At 64.8% G+C, this 16,360-nt stretch carries 19 protein-coding genes; 14 read left to right on the top strand and 5 right to left on the bottom strand.

Annotated features, from left to right (window positions below; genetic code table 11):
* The first annotated feature begins 45 nt into the window (after positions 1-45).
* The 6 genes from ACFEMD_RS16360 to ACFEMD_RS16385 all read left to right on the top strand — a co-directional run bounded on the left by ACFEMD_RS16360 (position 46) and on the right by ACFEMD_RS16385 (position 6,497).
* The gene (locus ACFEMD_RS16360) at positions 46-843 is read left to right on the top strand and encodes a VOC family protein (RefSeq protein WP_394742289.1); all 798 of its coding nucleotides are present in this window, start codon (positions 46-48) and stop codon (positions 841-843) included.
* Between the two features lie 241 nt (positions 844-1,084).
* Positions 1,085-1,834, top strand: a complete 750-nt coding sequence (locus tag ACFEMD_RS16365; protein WP_394742291.1) for a phosphatase PAP2 family protein — start codon at positions 1,085-1,087, stop codon at positions 1,832-1,834.
* A 5-nt stretch (positions 1,835-1,839) separates the two neighbouring features.
* Complete coding sequence (locus tag ACFEMD_RS16370; protein ID WP_394742292.1) at positions 1,840-2,442, top strand: hypothetical protein; 603 nt, start codon at positions 1,840-1,842, stop codon at positions 2,440-2,442.
* A complete protein-coding gene (locus tag ACFEMD_RS16375) occupies positions 2,426-2,929 on the top strand; it encodes a metal-dependent hydrolase (protein ID WP_394742294.1) in 504 nt (167 codons plus the stop codon). The genes ACFEMD_RS16370 and ACFEMD_RS16375 overlap by 17 nt, the downstream gene beginning before the upstream one ends.
* Before the next feature lie 498 nt (positions 2,930-3,427).
* The gene (locus ACFEMD_RS16380) at positions 3,428-5,764 is read left to right on the top strand and encodes a BGTF surface domain-containing protein (protein WP_449560126.1); all 2,337 of its coding nucleotides are present in this window, start codon (positions 3,428-3,430) and stop codon (positions 5,762-5,764) included.
* A 535-nt stretch (positions 5,765-6,299) separates the two neighbouring features.
* Positions 6,300-6,497: a hypothetical protein gene (locus ACFEMD_RS16385; protein ID WP_278291852.1), complete on the top strand. Its 198-nt coding sequence runs from the start codon at positions 6,300-6,302 to the stop codon at positions 6,495-6,497.
* A gap of 2 nt (positions 6,498-6,499) precedes the next feature.
* On the opposite strand, the gene ACFEMD_RS16390 is transcribed toward ACFEMD_RS16385, so the two are convergent.
* Together ACFEMD_RS16390 and ACFEMD_RS16395 are read right to left on the bottom strand one after the other, a co-directional pair.
* Positions 6,500-7,819 (bottom strand): FAD-dependent oxidoreductase, encoded by a 1,320-nt coding sequence (locus ACFEMD_RS16390; protein WP_394742297.1) that lies wholly within the window; start codon positions 7,817-7,819, stop codon positions 6,500-6,502.
* Positions 7,820-7,887: 68 nt separating this feature from the next.
* Entirely contained in the window at positions 7,888-9,183 is a 1,296-nt protein-coding gene (locus ACFEMD_RS16395) for a TIGR00341 family protein (RefSeq protein ID WP_394742298.1), read from the bottom strand.
* A gap of 93 nt (positions 9,184-9,276) precedes the next feature.
* On the opposite strand from ACFEMD_RS16395, the gene ACFEMD_RS16400 reads away from it, so the two are divergent.
* The 4 genes from ACFEMD_RS16400 (at position 9,277) to ACFEMD_RS16415 (ending at position 11,514) form a co-directional block, all read left to right on the top strand.
* Positions 9,277-9,564 carry a DUF357 domain-containing protein gene (locus tag ACFEMD_RS16400; RefSeq protein ID WP_394742300.1) on the top strand — a complete coding sequence of 96 codons (288 nt, stop codon included), beginning with the start codon at positions 9,277-9,279 and terminating at the stop codon, positions 9,562-9,564.
* 177 nt (positions 9,565-9,741) lie between these two features.
* Positions 9,742-10,719: a transcription initiation factor IIB gene (locus ACFEMD_RS16405; protein WP_394742301.1), complete on the top strand. Its 978-nt coding sequence runs from the start codon at positions 9,742-9,744 to the stop codon at positions 10,717-10,719.
* Positions 10,720-10,816: 97 nt separating this feature from the next.
* Positions 10,817-10,996, top strand: coding sequence for a DUF7836 family putative zinc-binding protein (locus ACFEMD_RS16410; protein ID WP_005555889.1), 180 nt, complete (start codon positions 10,817-10,819; stop codon positions 10,994-10,996).
* 281 nt (positions 10,997-11,277) lie between these two features.
* Positions 11,278-11,514, top strand: a complete 237-nt coding sequence (locus ACFEMD_RS16415; protein WP_005555888.1) for a UPF0058 family protein — start codon at positions 11,278-11,280, stop codon at positions 11,512-11,514.
* A 107-nt stretch (positions 11,515-11,621) separates the two neighbouring features.
* On the opposite strand, the gene ACFEMD_RS16420 is transcribed toward ACFEMD_RS16415, so the two are convergent.
* On the bottom strand, positions 11,622-12,098 hold the full coding sequence (locus ACFEMD_RS16420) for a DUF555 domain-containing protein (RefSeq protein ID WP_394742302.1): 477 nt from the start codon (positions 12,096-12,098) through the stop codon (positions 11,622-11,624).
* A gap of 124 nt (positions 12,099-12,222) precedes the next feature.
* On the opposite strand from ACFEMD_RS16420, the gene ACFEMD_RS16425 reads away from it, so the two are divergent.
* Positions 12,223-13,104 (top strand): DNA-3-methyladenine glycosylase family protein, encoded by an 882-nt coding sequence (locus tag ACFEMD_RS16425; protein WP_394742303.1) that lies wholly within the window; start codon positions 12,223-12,225, stop codon positions 13,102-13,104.
* Positions 13,105-13,106: 2 nt separating this feature from the next.
* On the opposite strand, the gene ACFEMD_RS16430 is transcribed toward ACFEMD_RS16425, so the two are convergent.
* Positions 13,107-13,355 carry a hypothetical protein gene (locus tag ACFEMD_RS16430; RefSeq protein ID WP_394742304.1) on the bottom strand — a complete coding sequence of 83 codons (249 nt, stop codon included), beginning with the start codon at positions 13,353-13,355 and terminating at the stop codon, positions 13,107-13,109.
* Between the two features lie 103 nt (positions 13,356-13,458).
* On the opposite strand from ACFEMD_RS16430, the gene ACFEMD_RS16435 reads away from it, so the two are divergent.
* Complete coding sequence (locus ACFEMD_RS16435; protein WP_394742305.1) at positions 13,459-13,737, top strand: acylphosphatase; 279 nt, start codon at positions 13,459-13,461, stop codon at positions 13,735-13,737.
* On the opposite strand, the gene ACFEMD_RS16440 is transcribed toward ACFEMD_RS16435, so the two are convergent.
* A complete protein-coding gene (locus ACFEMD_RS16440; RefSeq protein ID WP_394742306.1) occupies positions 13,738-14,253 on the bottom strand; it encodes a hypothetical protein in 516 nt (171 codons plus the stop codon).
* 75 nt (positions 14,254-14,328) lie between these two features.
* On the opposite strand from ACFEMD_RS16440, the gene ACFEMD_RS16445 reads away from it, so the two are divergent.
* Together ACFEMD_RS16445 and moaC are read left to right on the top strand one after the other, a co-directional pair.
* Positions 14,329-15,756 (top strand): NAD(P)H-hydrate dehydratase, encoded by a 1,428-nt coding sequence (locus tag ACFEMD_RS16445; protein ID WP_394742307.1) that lies wholly within the window; start codon positions 14,329-14,331, stop codon positions 15,754-15,756.
* A complete protein-coding gene (gene moaC, locus ACFEMD_RS16450; RefSeq protein ID WP_394742308.1) occupies positions 15,749-16,288 on the top strand; it encodes a cyclic pyranopterin monophosphate synthase MoaC in 540 nt (179 codons plus the stop codon). Before ACFEMD_RS16445 ends, moaC begins: the two co-directional genes overlap by 8 nt.
* Positions 16,289-16,360 lie beyond the last annotated feature (72 nt).

The raw sequence follows: 16,360 nt of genomic DNA on the forward strand, positions 1-16,360 counted from the left end.
GCCGGCTTCGCCACGCTTTTGAGATTTCCCGGCGTTGGTCAGGATATGGAGGGCACGCTCGATCACGTCATGCTTCGCGTCGGCGACCTCGAGGAATCGCTCGACTGGTACCAGACCCACCTCGAGTACGAGGAGAAAGACCGCCACGAGGGCGACGGCTTCACCATCGTCTACCTCGGTCCCGAGGAGATGCACGAGGACGAGGCGATGCTCGAGCTCACTCACAACGAGGGCGAGGGCGACCTCGAGGTCGGCGACGCCTGGGGCCACATCGCCGTGCGAGTGCCGGAGGACGAACTCGAGGAACACTACGAGCAGCTGATGGACGAGGGCGTCGACGACTATCGGGACCCCGAGTCCTGTGGCGGCCGCTACGCCTTCGTGAAGGACCCCGACGGCCACGAGGTCGAGATCGTCCAGCGCGACCCCGACCAGGGCGCGACCTGGTCGCTCGACCACACCATGATCCGCGTCGAGGACGCCGACGACGCACTCGGCTTCTGGACCCGCAAGTTCGAGTACGAACACACCGGCCGCTGGGAGTCGGACTCGTTCGCGAACTACTTCATGAAACCCGAGGACGCCGGCGAGGAGGCGATGGCCGTCGAACTCACCTACAACTACGATGGCCGCAGCTACGACTTCGGCGACGCCTGGGGCCACCTCTGTGTCCGCATGGACGACCTCGAAGAGGACTGGGACCAGCTCATAACCCGCGAAGCGGCGGACTACCGCGACCCCGAGAGCAACGACAACATGTACGCCTTTACGAAAGACCAGGACGGCCACGAGATCGAGCTGCTCGAGCGCGATCCCGACGCCGACTCGCTGTTCCCGTTCTAGGTCGTTTTTGGTCCAGATTTTCGACCGAGAGACGGTCGCTCACACCGGAAGCGACGGGAACGAGCGACGAAAAAGGTGGCAGTCGACGGCCACGAGATCGAGCTGCTCGAGCGCGATCCCGACGCCGACTCGCTGTTCCCGTTCTAACCAGTCGATCGACTTTTCGACGAGAGTTGTGTCTCGAACGCCCGCGCGCGACTGAAACGCGAACCGTTTACCCGGTGGCGTCCCGCCTTGCGGTATGAGCCGCAGCGTCGGCGCGACCGAACTCCTCCGCGAGTTTCTCCCCGAGTGGACGACGCTGCTGTTCGTCGCGCTCTCCTACCCCGGGAAGCTGACGCTGCTCGTTCCCGTGCTCGGCGCGTTCTACCTTCAGGACGTCGGCCGAACGCTTCGGGCGGGAGTTCCCGACGGGCGACCGCTCTGTTCCGATCGAACCGCGTACGTCCTCGCGGTCACGCTCGGCGGGCTCGCGTTCGTCGTTCTGGTCAAGGGGGCATTCGCGCTCCCCCGAACCGACCCCAGTCTACACGCGGTGTCCTCGAGCGAGCACGGCTTTCCCAGCGGCCACGTCATGGCGGCGGTAAGTACCTGGGGTGCGCTCGCGCTGTGGACGACCCACAGCACCCGCGTCCGGCGGTTGCTCGCCGCCAGCGCGGTGGTTACCGTCGTCAGCTTCGCCCGCCTCGCACTCGGGATCCACTACCTCGTCGACGTCCCCGCGTCGGTCGTCCTCGCCCTCGCATACCTCGGTGTGATTGCCTGGTTCGCCCGCGGCGACCCCTGGCGAGCGTTTCTCGCGGCGATCGGGACCGGCGTCCTCGCAGTTCTCGTCGACGCGGCCAGCACGCGGGCGCTGCTCTCCCTGGTCGGCACCGTCGGCGCCGTCGTCGGCTGGCGCACCCTCGAATCGCCCCCGATCCGTCGGCGGCTCCGGGCGCGCTTCGGCGAGGAGAGCGCAACGCCTATGCCGAGTCGCCCCCGCGAGTGAACCGAATGTCGAGCCGAGAGCCGTTCGGGCAGGGCGTTCGCCTCGCCGCGATCGGGCTCGTCGTCGTGGCCCTCGCCGGGCTGATCGTCTGGGCCGGCGCCAGCCCCGCCGAGCCGATGGAGAGCGAACTCCCCGACGAGACCGAGGTACCTAACGATCGGACCGGCTACCTCGGCGAGGAGGTCGTCCTCGGCGGCGAGGTCGTCGAAACGGACCCGGTGGTCATCGCGACGCGCGCGAGTGGTTACGGCCAGTTCACGGTGCTTGAGGCCGATGCCGCCGTCCAGAACACCGACGACCCCCTCGAGGTCGGCGACCAGGTCACCGCCTCCGGGACGCTCGAGGACGAGGACACCCTCGCCGCGGAGCGGGCGACCGTTCAGGAGCCCGGCGACACGCGGTACATGATGCTGATCTCGTTGCTCGGCGGCCTGCTCGTCGTCGGCCGCGTACTTCGAGACTGGCGGTTCGACCTCGAGCGACTCGCGTTCGTTCCGCGCGAGCGTGCGCGGTCGCGTGGTGAATCCAGTGACTCGGCCGCCGAGGACAGCCGCGGGCGGACCGACGACGCCCTCGAGGCGCCCGCGGGAGGTGATCGCGGTGGCTGACGTCCTCACCCACGTGCTGGCGGGCTACGTGCTGGGGATGGTGCTGGCCTTCCGCTACGACTGGATGGGGCCGGCCCACGTCACGATCGTCATGGTCGGGGCGCTCGCGCCGGACTTCGTGAAAGCCGAGATCTTCCTCCCCGACGGCCTGATGCAGTACCTGCTGGGGATCCCCTTCTCCTGGGCGCCGCTGCACACCCTCGGGGGGACGATTCTGCTCGGCCTGCTGACGGCGCTGTTGCTCGCGCCCGAGTATCGCCGCCAGGCGTTCGCGCTCTTCTTGCTCGGCGCCGCCTCCCACCACGTACTGGACGTCGCGCTCATCACGCCGTCGGGCCAGGCCTACGCGGTCTTCTGGCCCCTGCTCGACTACCGTCCGCCCGCGGGCGGACTCTACCTGAGCAGCGACCGCTGGCCCGCGCTGGTCGCGGGACTCGCGTCCGTCGCGGTGTGGGCGCTGCATCGGTATCGGGGCGCTCGAGGGTAGGCGTCGGCGGTCGGCTCTTTTCGCGCGTGGTTCATTCTGTCGTTTTAGCGGTGGTTGTTCGGAGTTCTCGAGGTGGTGGCTCGAGGGTACTCTCTGTGATTGATACCAGTATCTGATTAACTCTAACTCTCTCTTGGATTGCATCTACTATATACTCATAACTAAGAAATACGTACGCTAGAGGCGTAGAATCAGCTAATCAGTAGTTTACAGGATAGTGCTATAGAGAACTCGAAGAGCGCCAAAACAGCTCGAATTACAGCTAATGAGCCGAATTAGATATATTAGAAAATAGAGTAGTCGTTCAGAAAGCTTATTACACAGTTGCCAAAAGAGGCGATTACCCCTACCCGGGGCGAGTCGGCTGCGACACCGCTGATGGTTGACTCGCTCTCCGCTCGATCGCACGCAAACCAACCAACAAGACAACAACAAATGACAAGCGAAACTTCATTCCGCGAAAAGGGACGTGCAGCGTTCCTTGCCGCACTTATGGTCATGTCTGTGGTCGCTATGACCATGTCCTTTGCAGGGGCAGCAGCGGCCAGCAGTCACGATGACCCGGTAAAGTATGACCTCACTGAGGAGGATGTGACCCTCAGTGGAGAAGACATCTGGATCGGACAGGAAATCGAAGTCGACGGTGACTTCGAAGAGCCTGTCCAGCTGAAGGACGGTATCCAGGATGAGGACGGTGACGCGGAAACCCTCGACACGCTCCGACCTGACGATGACGGTATCGTGACCGTGGAGACGGACGAGCTCGAGGACGACGAACCGTACCACCTGTACTACACTGGTGGTGACCTTTCCGCCGAAGTCGATGACGATGCTGAGCTTGGTACCTTCTGGGCCAACGAGCACTCGATCGACGCTGACTTCGACGCTGACGTCGTGACCGAGGACGGTACCCTCGAAGTCGACGACGACGACCGCGAAAACATTAGCGTCTACGTGAGCGGCGAGCACGAGAACGAAACGATTGACGAGGACGACCTCGCGGAGATCTTCGACGAGGACGAGCAGAACGAAGATGAAGTTCTCATCGAGGACCTCGGCGAGCACGAGAACGACCTCGAGGCTGACTTCTCCGACCAGAGCACTGGCGACTACGAGTTCACGGTCGACGTCGTTGACACGACGGCTGAGGACTCCGCCGAGATCACGGTCGGCGAGGAGCCAGAGGCTGACGCGCAGTTCAACGAGTCCACCTACGAACAGAACGTCGGTGACGTCGCAGAGTTCGGCGTCGACCACGACGGCACTGAGGACGTCACGATCAACGTGACGGACGAAGAAGAGTACTACACCGCTGAGATCGAGACGGCCGAGGACGTCAGCGATGCTGACAACCTGACGGTCGAGTTCGACTCCTACGAAGCGGGCCAGGAAGACGGTGACCCCGTCACCGTTACTGATGACGAAGGTGAGCCTGTTGATGTTGACGTGACGGAAGCACTCGACGAGGATGAGGACGCTACCCTCGACGCGGATGAGGACGAGCGCCTCCTCCCCGGTGACTACGAGCTGGAAGTCTTCCCCGGAACTGAGGACGAGACCGACGCTGCGGTCCTCGTTCTCGACGACCGATCGACCGGCGACATGAACACCTGGACCGCGCCTGGTGACGAGTTCGATGCGGATGAGGTCGAACTCGAGGACATCGAGGACTCGACCGAGAGCGACTCGGTCGCTGAGGAAGACCTCCTCGTTGTCGGCGTCGAAGCGTCCGGTATCTACAGCTACGGTATCGATGACGGTCAGTGGACTGGCGAAGAGGACCTCGAACTCAAGTTCGAGGATACCGACGAGCCGCGCTACGGCAGCGCTGACACGATCGAACTCGAGGAAGGCGATGACGTCATCGTCGATGAAGACGAGAACCGCTTCTTCGTCGTCGTTGATGTCGAGGACGAAGCGGACCTCGAGGCTGACGAGACCTGGGACGTCACGTTCACCGTCGGCGACGACAACGACTACGTCGACGACGAGGAAACCGCTGAAGCGCAGTTCGATGTCGAGGAATCCTTCGTCGAATTCGTCGGTGACGAGGACGACGAGGGTCAGCTCGAGATCGAGAACAGCAACGAGTCCGAGATCACGGCCGAGACGAACCTCGCGCCGGGCACGGACGGTGACATCCGACTCCGCGCGAGCTCGGAGATCTACACGTCCGACGCTGAGGTCGACGACGATGGCGTCCTCGCGACGACCTTCGACCTGAGCAGCCACGATGAGGACGACGAGATCCGTACCCTCAGCGCATCGGTCGGCGACGCTGAGACTGACGACGACGACGTCGACGCCGTCTTCGTCTCCGCCGCTGACGACGACGAGGAGAAGAAGGACGGCTTCAAGATTGACGCCGACGCCCCATCCGAGGTCAACGTTGACGACAACGCCAGCCTCGACGTGGACGTTGTGAACAACAACGACGAGGCCGGCAACGCGACGCTCGAGGCCACCGTCGGTGACGAGGAGTACACCGAGGAGCTCGAGCTCGACGCCGGTGACTCCGTGAGCGAGTCCTTCGACTTCGACACCAGCGAAGAAGCTGAGATCGACTGGTCCGTTGAGACCGGCGACGACAGCGACTCCGGTACGCTGACTGTCGGCGACAAGGAGAAGGAGAACGGTGAGAACGGCGAGAACGGTGCCAACGGCGAGAACGGCGCCAACGGTGAGAACGGCGAGAACGGTGCCAACGGTGACGACGCTAACGGTGCTGACGACAGCTCCGCTGACGACGACGAGACCGTGCCCGGCTTCGGTGTCGCCGTCGCCATCGTCGCACTGCTCGGCGCCGCGATGCTCGCGCTCCGCCGTCAGAACTAACGCCGACTAACTACCGGACTCCGTCCGGTCCTTGCGATTCGCGGCACTCCGCCTTTTTTGAACCGTCACGTCCCGAAGTGGCGACGCTTCGCAGTAGTTTCCGATTTTGATCCCGAGGCACAGGAGAGTCGTGGTTCAAACCTGGTGGACGAAGAGTGCAGACGTAATGGCTCGACTACTCCTGGGGCTGACAATAGAGTACTATGGCCGACAATACCGCTCTGCTACTTTTGGACACGCGGATTGCCACGCCCTCCCCAGCCGATTCTCTCAGTCACTCCGTTCCCTCGTTCATCCCTCACACGATGTTAACGATCAGTTCTCGCTATCGCTCGACCTGATCGCCAGCGCGCGCCACCGCAGTGTGGCCCGGGTAGTCTCGGAGAAGAGAACTGTTCCTTATCTATGCAATTGGTTACCGAACGAAGACCGAGTGGCGAACGCGACGCAGTTCGGACTCGCTCTCGCTGAGACGAACGGGCGTTTCCTCGAGCCGACCAGTACCCTCAAGCCGTCGTCGAACCCACGTCCGGTAATGAACGAAACGGGCGAGGCGATGACCGATCGGGAACGAACCGTGAAGGCCCTCGCCGTCGGGCTCGCCTGCGGGGTCGTCATCGCCGTCGGGTTCGTCGCCGTCTTCGACGACCTCCTGTTGGGCGCGTCGTCGGGGCTCACGTTCGGCGTCGTGATCGCGGCGCTGCTGGCCGATCGCTGGGAAAGCGAGAACTGAGTTCAGTCGTCGGCCGCGGCGGCCTCGGTCTCGGCGCTCGACTCGGCGCGCTCGAGGTCCTCGAGGTACTCGTCGGCGTCCAGTGCCGCCTTCGAACCCATCCCCGCGGCGGTGACGGCCTGCTGGTAGTGGTAGTCGACGACGTCGCCGGCGCCGAAGATGCCGGGGACGTCGGTCTCGGTCTGGCCGCCGCCGTCGCCGCCCTGCGTGCGGAGGTAGCCCTCGTCGTCCATCGTGACGCCGGTGTCCTCGAGATACGCCGTGTTCGGCGTGTGGCCGATGGCGAAAAAGACGGCGCCGACGTCGAACTCGAACTCGTTGGTCTCGGGGTCGTCGAGGCGGTCGGTCGGGTGACCCTGCTCGTTCTCGACGAGGGTGACGTGGTCGACGCCCTCCGCCTGGGAGCCGTGGATCTCCGTGACCTCGGTGTTTTTCATGATCTCGATCTCGCCGTCCTCGACCTTCTCGTGGACGCGGTCGATCCAGTACTGCTCGGCGCGGAACTCCTCGCGTCGGTGGGCGATGTAGACGGTGTCGGCGAACTTTGTGAGGAACGTCGCCTCCTCCATGGCCGCGTCGCCCCCGCCGATGACGAGCATGTCCTCGTCGCGGAAGAACGCGCCGTCGCAGGTCGCACACGTCGAGAGCCCGTAGCCCATCAGCTCGTCCTCGCCGGGGATGCCCAGCGTGCGGGCGCTGGCGCCCGAGGCGGCGATAATCGCGTCAGCGGTGTAGACGTCGCCGTTCGTGAGTTCGACGCGGAACGGCCGCTGGTCGGCGTCGACCGATTCGATGATGCCGTTTTTGAGCTCGGCGCCGAACTGCTTGGCCTGCTCTTTCATGTTGTTGACCAGGTCGGGACCGCTGATCCCCTCGGGGAAGCCGGGATAGTTGGCGACGTCGGTGGTGAGGGTGAGCTGGCCCCCCGGCTCGTCGCCCTCGATGACCAGCGGCTGGTTGTCGCCCCGACCGGCGTAGATCGCAGCCGTGAGGCCGGCGATCCCGGTGCCGGCGATGATCAGCTTGCGGTGTTCGGTCTCCGAGCCACCATCGGTGACGAGCCCGAGCTTCTCGTCGAGTTCGCCGGTTTCCTCGAGTGCGGCCGTCTCGTCCCAGCCACCGATCAGTTCGTCGTCGATGAAGACCTCGGGAGCGGTCTTGCGGCCCTCGGCGCGCTCGACCATCTCCTCGAATAGCTCGTCGTCGCCGGTGACGTTGTACGTCTCGTACTCGATACCCTTGCTATCGAAGAGGTCCTTCGCCTTGTCGCAGTAGGGACACTGCGTCTTGGTGTAGATCTCGACGCGTGGCTGCTCGCTCATACACCGTTGTTAGGAAACTGGACCTAAACCCCTTGCGTTCCCAGCGCCGTTCGCGGTGTACAACCGGTCTACCCGTCCGCAGCCGCTCCCTCGATGAACTCCAGGATAACGGACATCTCGTGATCCGTCTCGGCCTCGAGGCGGTCCTCGAGGGTTGTCGCGAGGTCGGGATACGGGACGTCGGCGGGGCGTCGAACGGCGACGGTTACGCCCGTCTCGTTGCTGATCGCACCGCCGTCGTAGAACTCCGTCTCGAGTTCGACCAGTTCGAGCTCCTCGTACTCGTCGTCGTCGAGCGCCGACCGAACTTCGTCGTTGACCTCGCTTTCGAAGACGACGTGTTGGCCGAGCACGACGCCGGCGCCGGCCAACACTACGATACTAATGAGGGCCATGACGGCGACCGTGCCGAGTCGGTCCCTGGTGATGTTCGCCCGGAGGTTACCGCGGGTCCACCCGTCGGGCCGGTAGCCGAGATACCAGAAGACGACCAGTCCGGCGAGCAGGATCGACGTGGCGTTGATCGCGACCAGGACGAACGCGCCGATTGCGACGCCGACGTCGCCCCAGGCGAGCCCGATGCCGACTGCCGCGGCCGCCGGAATGAGCGCGGCGGCGATCATCACGCCGACCAGCGAGACCGGGATCGCCGTCGCGAGCCCGAACGCGCCCGCGGCGCCGGCACAGACGCCCACGACGAGCGCGAGCAGCCCCGGCGAGATTCGGTTCTGGACTTGCTCGATCGCCGTGATATCGATAGTGCCTGGAACGACGCCACCAGTTCGGACTAACCAGGCGAACGCGAACGCCCCGAGCATCGCCGCGAGCAGTCCGATCACCATCGCCGACACCCCGTCGACGAACATCCGGCGGTCGTCGAGGACGAGCCCGACGGTTCCGGTCAGTGCCGCACTGATCTGTGGCGCGATCACCATCGAGCCGACGACGACGGCGGGCGAATCGAGCAGCAAGCCTGCGGTCGCCACGATCGCGCTCAGCAGGGTCATCGCGTAGTAGGTGACGGGGCCCGGCGTCATGTTCAACGCCTTCGACCGTATCTCCGCTTTGGCGATGCTGTCGTCCTCCTCGCGGCCGTTGACGAACCGCTCCTCGAGCTCCTCGATTCGGGGCGTGCGGGCGGTTTCGATCGCGGAGACGACGATGAACTCGTCTTCGATCCCGGCCTCCCGCAGGGAGGTCAGCACGTGGTCGACGGCCTGGGTCGGAACCGGCAGCGTGATCAGTTCGGCGTCGACGTCCTCGCTACACTCGCTGGTTCGAACGTAGTCGAGCCCCTCGTCGTCGAGAACCCGAAGTGCTTCGCTCCGCCTCTCGTCGGGAACGAGCACCTGGAGAAGTCGCATTCCCAACTCCTCACTCGGCCATTCGGAAAGGCATATCGTTCCGTTTCCGACGCTCGGCGACGCACTTACGGTCTCGAGCGACGAGACCCGACCATGACCGCGGACCTCGAGGAGAAGACGGACCGGTACGGCGAACTGCTCGCGGAGGCGCTCGAGGCGGCGTCGATCGCGCCGCCGGATGGAACGCCGATGGCCGACGCTGCAGAGGATTGTTACGGGATGGCCGCGTCCTACCTCGAGGACGGCCGTCACTTCCGCGAGCGGGACGACCCCGTCAACGCGCTCGCCTCGTTCTCGTACGGCCACGCCTGGCTCGATGCGGGCGCTCGGATCGGTATCTTCGAGGTGCCGACGGAGGGCCATCTGTTTACCGTCGAGTAGCTCGGAGAACGTACACGATCGATCACTATGTAACCGAAACGTATATACCAAAAGTACCGGTTAGTTTATAACGTAGGCGAAATCTTTATATGGGTTACGGTCTTACTATATGTTAACTGAGGCAGCCGGGTTTCTTCTGGCACCCCCACCCGGTAGCCCCGAGTAACTATCCCAACTATGACAGACAACATCCGAACCTACACCCGAGAGGACGAAACAACGACCGAGGAGGAAACCCAGACCGAACAGGGCGAAAAGGAGCAGTGCCCGGAGTGTGGCGGCCGGGTCATCTCGGACACCGAGCACGCCGAGACGGTGTGTCAGGACTGCGGGCTCGTCGTCGAGGAAGACGAGATCGACCGCGGCCCCGAGTGGCGCGCCTTCGACGCCGCCGAGAAGGACGAGAAGTCCCGGGTCGGCGCCCCGACGACGAACATGATGCACGACCAGGGACTGTCGACGAACATCGGCTGGCAGGACAAGGACGCCTACGGCCGCTCGCTCTCGAGTCGCCAGCGCCAGAAGATGCAGCGTCTTCGCACCTGGAACGAGCGCTTCCGCACCCGCGACTCCAAGGAGCGCAACCTCAAGCAGGCCCTCGGTGAGATCGACCGCATGGCATCTGCGCTCGGCCTTCCCGAGAACGTCCGCGAGACGGCAAGCGTCATCTACCGGCGGGCCCTCGAGGAGGACCTCCTCCCCGGCCGCTCGATCGAGGGCGTCGCGACCGCCGCGCTGTACGCCGCGGCTCGCCAGGCCGGCACCCCCCGTAGCCTCGACGAGATCTCCGCGGTCAGCCGCGTCGACAAGATGGAGCTGACCCGCACGTACCGCTACGTGATCCGGGAACTGGGACTGGAGGTCCAGCCCGCCGACCCCGAACACTACGTACCGCGGTTCGTCAGCGACCTCGATCTCTCCGACGAGACCGAGCGCATGGCCCGCGATCTGCTCGAGTCGGCCCGACAGGAGGGCGTCCACAGCGGCAAGTCGCCGGTCGGCCTCGCGGCCGCCGCCGTCTACGCCGCGGCCCTGCTCACCAACGAGAAGGTCACCCAGAACGACGTCAGCGAGGTCGCCAGCATCTCCGAGGTCACCATCCGCAACCGGTACAAGGAGCTGCTCGAGGCCTCCGACTCGGCGGCCCCAGCCTAACGGACGTCGTCGTTGGGAGCGGGTTCTCGGCTGCGGATTTCGCACCCGGAGTGCGACTGCGACAAAGCTTTTCATCTCCGGTGTGAAACGGTATGTCATGGACGAAACGACCGTTCAGTTGTTGTGTCCCGAGTGTGCCAAAGACTGGCAGGTGTCCCCCGGCGAGCTCCCAGATCCTGCGGAGATGTTCCACTGTCCGAACTGTCATGCCTCCCGTCGGACCGCGGAGTTCACCCGGACCGACCGTGACCTGCAGACGTTGAAACAGCTCGGGTAACCGACGACGATCGGCTCGATTCTCCCGTCCGTCCTCACCAGAACGTTCACGAATAGATGAAAGTTTAATAATCAACAAAATACTCCTACGAGAGTGAACAGAAATATCCAGTTACGAAGCGAATTGTGACGTTGTAGTCGGTCCCTTCCGGGAGTTTCCAGGCGGTTCTACGGTGGTTGAATCCGTTCTCGAGCGTGATACGCGCCGAACTCGGCTCCAGGGTCGTGCTAACGAGACTCAAGATAATAATATAACCCTGCAGCGGATAGGAATGGATGGTTATGAAGAAACAGGAGCTCATTCACCTTCACGGACTTCTTGCGGAGGTATCCAACCAGTGTGCGGAGTGGGAGAACTGTCAGATCGACCTCGAGGAGTACGAGTCGCGCGGTATTCGACCGACATCGATCCACAAGTCGAAAACGGACCACAAGGCCGCTGTATTTGCGCTTGCGGGCGGAATCACCACGAACATGCGCGAGGACGAGCAGGAAGCAGTCGCCGCCACTGCAGACTAGTTGTCACGACGTCTCCTTCGATCGTTACCGGCTACTGGTGAGACCGTTTCTTATCGTTTCGTCTCCGTTCGGGCTCCTGAATCGAACTGAACCGACCGAAACCCGACTTACTCGACGAGGTCCTCGAACTCCGGCAGGATCTCCTCGTCGTCCTCGTCCGCTTTCCCGTCGCCGTCGCTTTCGTCCGTCTCCTCGTTCGAGTCCGTCGACTCCGATTCCGAGTCCTCGTCGTCGGCATCGTCGTCGTCCTCCTCGATCGTCTCGACCTCGAGCACCTCGAGCGGGATGTTCTCGAGGCGCTGGCCGATCTCCTTGCGGGCGATCCGGGAGGCGTGCTCCTCGCGTTCGACGTTGAACACGGTCATCTCGAGTTCGAGCGCGACCAGCGCCTCGTCGGCTGCGATAAACGCCGGTGGCAGCTCCTCTCCCTCCGGGGAGGTTCGCTCGCCCATGTTGATCTCCACGTAGTTCAGGTCAGGGTTCAACATCTCGCCGGTCTTCGAGATGGCGATACGGATCGCCTCGTCTTCCGTCTCGACGTCGAACACCGGAACGGCAGCCTCGACGACAACCCTGCAGTGCATACGAAAACGTACTGTCGCCTACAGTATCAAGGTTCGCCCCGGCCGCCGATTCGCCGTGTAGATCTCGGTCGAGACCGGTTTCGCTCCGAAAGGCCCAAGCCCTCGCTCCCGAAGACTCCGACGGATGGAGACCGGCGAAATCGAACTCGAGGAGCTATCCGGCGGACTCGATCTGTACCGCACGCTCGAGAGCGGGCAGACCTACCTCTGGCGGCGCACCGACGGCGAGATGTACGGCGGCGAGCCGGCGCCCGACGAGTGGTACTACACCGTCGTCGACGGCGCCGTCGTCCGCGTTCGTAGCCGGAACGGCGTCCTCGAGTGGGAGTCATCGATCGACGCCGACCCGCTCGTCCGGCGGCTGCTTCGCCTCGAGGACGACCTCGAGGCGATCGTTGCAGCCGCACCAGACGATCCGCTGTTAGACGAGGCCTACGAGGCCCACCGGGGGCTCCGACTCGTCGACGACCCCTCCTTCGGCACCCTGATCTCGTTTATCTGTTCGGCCCAGATGCGGGTGAGCCGGATCCACGGGATGGTGTCGACGCTGGCACGGGAGTACGGCGAGCCGATCACGTTCGACGGAGAGACCTATCACGCCCTTCCGACCCCGGAACGGCTCGCGACGGCGACCGAGGACGAGTTACGCGAGTTGGGACTGGGGTATCGCGCGCCGTACGTCGTTCGCACCGCGGAGATGGTCGCCGACGGCGAGGCTCACCCCGAGGAGGCCCGCGACCTCGCCTACGAGGCCGCCCGCGAGTCGCTGAAACGGTTCGTCGGCGTCGGCGACAAGGTCGCGGACTGCGTCCTCCTCTTTTCGCTGAACTTCGACCAGGCCGTGCCGCTCGACACCTGGCTTCGGACCGCGATCGAGGAGTACTATCCCGACTGCGACCGGGGCTCTTACGACGAGACCTCGAGAGCGCTCCGCGAACGGTTCGGCGGCGAGTACGCCGGCTACACGCAGACGTACGTCTTTCACCACCTGCGAACTCGAGAATAGTGTCACTCGCGATAATCGTTTCGTCCGGTAATCGCCCAGTACGTCTGCGAAACGATCGTGATCGCGAACACGATCGCAAGTCCCGCGGCGACGTACGTCGCGATCGTCGCGCCCAGCAGGTACCACGTCAGCGCGCCGGCGACGAGGACGAACAGTACGGCGCCGACGAACAGCTCGAGTAGCTCCCGGACCGTCGCGCGGCTCGTCGAGACGTCGAGATACTCCTCCTCGAAGCGTTCGATGGGGCCCATTTGCGGTGCGTTATCCCTCGAGGGTTCTTTCGGTATCGGTTCGAAGCGAGGACCGACGGGCCGGACGGCTGGATTTTTCCCGGTCGCCGACGACGCCACGCGTATGACGGATCGAACCCGCGCACACGTCTTCGTTTCCGGAAACGTACAGGGCGTTTACTACCGCGCGACGACTCGCGACACGGCCCGTGAGGAAGGCGTCGACGGCTGGGTCAAAAACCTCGAGGACGGCCGGGTCGAGGCGGCGTTCGAGGGTCCCGAGAGCGCGGTCGAGTCGATGCTCGAGTTCTGTCAGGAGGGTAGTCCCGCGGCCGACGTCGACGACACCGAGGTCGAGTACGAGGACCCGCAGGGCGAGGACGGGTTCGAGATCCGCTACTGACTACGGCGTCTCGGTCTGCGCGCCGAGTTCGTCGAGGTGCTCGGCGAGCCACGGCGGTTCGTCGGTGTGAGCCCAGGTGGCCCACTCGGCCTTCTCGCCCGCGTAGTACGCCCGGTAGGCCGCGACGGGGTCGTCGGACCGCTTGTACTCGTCGGGCATCGCCTGCGGACGCGGCGTCGGCTCCTCGGTGGGGAACTCGATCGCGTCGGGGTCGATTTGCTCGATAACTTCCCAGCTGGCGTGATCGCCGTTCTTCTCGTAGCGCTCGACGAACTCCGCGTTGAGCGCCTCGGCGTGGTCGCGCAGGCGAAGCCAGTTCGCCCGCGACTCCGTCGCCCACTCGGTGACGGGGTGGCCGGTGTGGGTCGCCGCGTACAGAAACTCGTCGTCCCGGCCGTTCTCGCGGGCCGCGGTACACAGCACCTGCGCGGCCTCGAGCAGTAGCTTGTTGACGTGTTCGTCGCAGTGGTACCGCGCCGCGAGCCGGGGGTCCTCGTCGAGCCAGAAGACGTTCACGACCGGGGTTGGGACGCGACCCGATTGAGCGTTTCGTCCGCAATCTTCAACGGCGGCCCCCTCGAATCGAGGATCATGATCACGGGCGAACGGATGGCCGCCGTCGACGAGAACGCCGCAGCGCTGGGCGTCTCGCAGAAGCAGCTGATGGAGTCGAGCGGGAACGCGGTCGCGAGAGCGGTCCGCGAGGTCGCCGAGCCGGGCTCGAGCGTCGCCGTCGTCGCCGGGCGGGGGAACAACGGCGGGGACGCGTTCGTCGCGGCCCGCTTTCTCGAGAGTTACGACGTGACGACGCTCCTGCTCGGACCGGCCGAAAATATCGGGACCGAAATCGCTCGCGAGAACTGGGACGCCCTGCAGAACGCGGGCTACGATACCCGAGAGATCACGGACTCGAGCGGGTTCGACCTCCCCGACTGCGACGTCGTCGTCGACGCGATGCTCGGGACGGGGATCAGCGGCGACCTCCGAGAACCCGCCGCGACCGCGGCCGAAGCGATCAACGCGGTCGACGCGACCGTCGTCGCCGTCGACGTCCCTTCGGGGTTCGACGCCGACGCCGGCGAGGTCGCCGACAACGCCGTCGAGGCGGATCAGGTCGTCACCTTCCACGACGCGAAACCCGGTCTCGCCGAGCTCGACTGTGAGCTCGCGGTCGCCGACATCGGCATCCCCGCTGCGGCCGAGCGGGACGTCGGTCCGGGCGATATCTCCCTCGCTCGGCCCGACGGCCGCGAAGGTCGACCGTACGTCATCGGCGGCGGTCCCTACACCGGTGCGCCCGCCCTCGCTTCCCAGGCCGCACTGCGGGCGGGCGCCGAACTCGCCTTCGTCGCCGCGCCCGAGTCCGTCGCCGGCGAGATCCAGGGGTATGCCGAGGACCTCATCGTCCAGCCCTACGAGAACGAGATCCTCACGCCCGGCGTAGCGGAGGACCTCCTCGAGACCGCCGCGGAGTACGACAACGTCGTCGTCATCGGTCCCGGGCTCGGTACCGACGAGGAAACCCTCGAGGCAACGACGGAGTTCCTCTCGTCGTACTCGGGGACGGCGGTCGTCGACGCGGACGCCCTCGAGGTCGTCCCGGAGATCGAGACCGACGCGACGCTGGTCTGTACGCCGAACCGAGGCGAACTCGCGCGGATGGGCGGACCCGACACCGACGACCTGGCCGCGGTCGCCGACGAGATCGAGAGCTTCGCCGCGGAGCTCGGCCATCTCGTCCTCGCGAAAGGCGAAAACGACGTGATCACCGACGGCGAGCGAACGCGGATCAGTCGCTCGGGGACGGTCGGCATGAAGGTCGGCGGCACCGGCGACACGCTCGCCGGGATCGTCGCCGCGTTGCTCGAGCACGCCGAGCCGATGGACGCCGCCGCGGCGGGCGCCCAGGTCAACGGGCTCGCCGGCGAACGCCTCGCCGAGCGCCACGAGCACGGCTACCTGGCGTCGGAGCTACTCGAGGAGCTTCCCGCGGTGCTGTGGGGTGGTGACGATGAGTGACGATCCGTCCCCCGCCGAGGGAACGAACCCGGATCCGCGGAGCGGCGACGATTCCGGCGCCGAGGAACTCACGCACACTACCGACGAGGGCGAGGTGCAGATGGTCGACGTCGGCGACAAACCCGACAGCGAACGACGGGCGGTCGCCGCGGGCGAGATTCGCCTGCAGCCCTCGACGATCGAGGCGATCCGCGACGACGAGATCGGGAAGGGCGACGTGCTCGCGACGGCCCGGATCGGCGCCGTCCAGGCCGTCAAACACACCTGGGAGACGATACCGATGTGCCACCAGATCCCGATTACGAACGTCGACACCGCGTTCGAACTCGGCAAGGACCGGGTCGAGTGCGAGGTGGCCGTCGAGACTACCGGAAAGACGGGCTGTGAGATGGAGGCCCTCGAGGGCGTCACGACGGGCTTGAACGTCGTCTGGGACATGGTCAAGGCCGTCGAGAAGGACGACGAGGGGCAGTATCCCGACACGGGAATCGAGAACGTTCGGGTCCTCGCAAAGGAGAAGCGAACGGACTGAGCGGGCTCAAGCGAGGCGGTTTGCTGGACCTGTTTATCGGAGCGATCGGGACCCCTTCCGTGATTTCCGGGA

It is taken from the genome of Natronococcus roseus (genome assembly GCF_043677095.1).
GTDB classification, from domain to species: domain Archaea; phylum Halobacteriota; class Halobacteria; order Halobacteriales; family Natrialbaceae; genus Natronococcus; species Natronococcus roseus.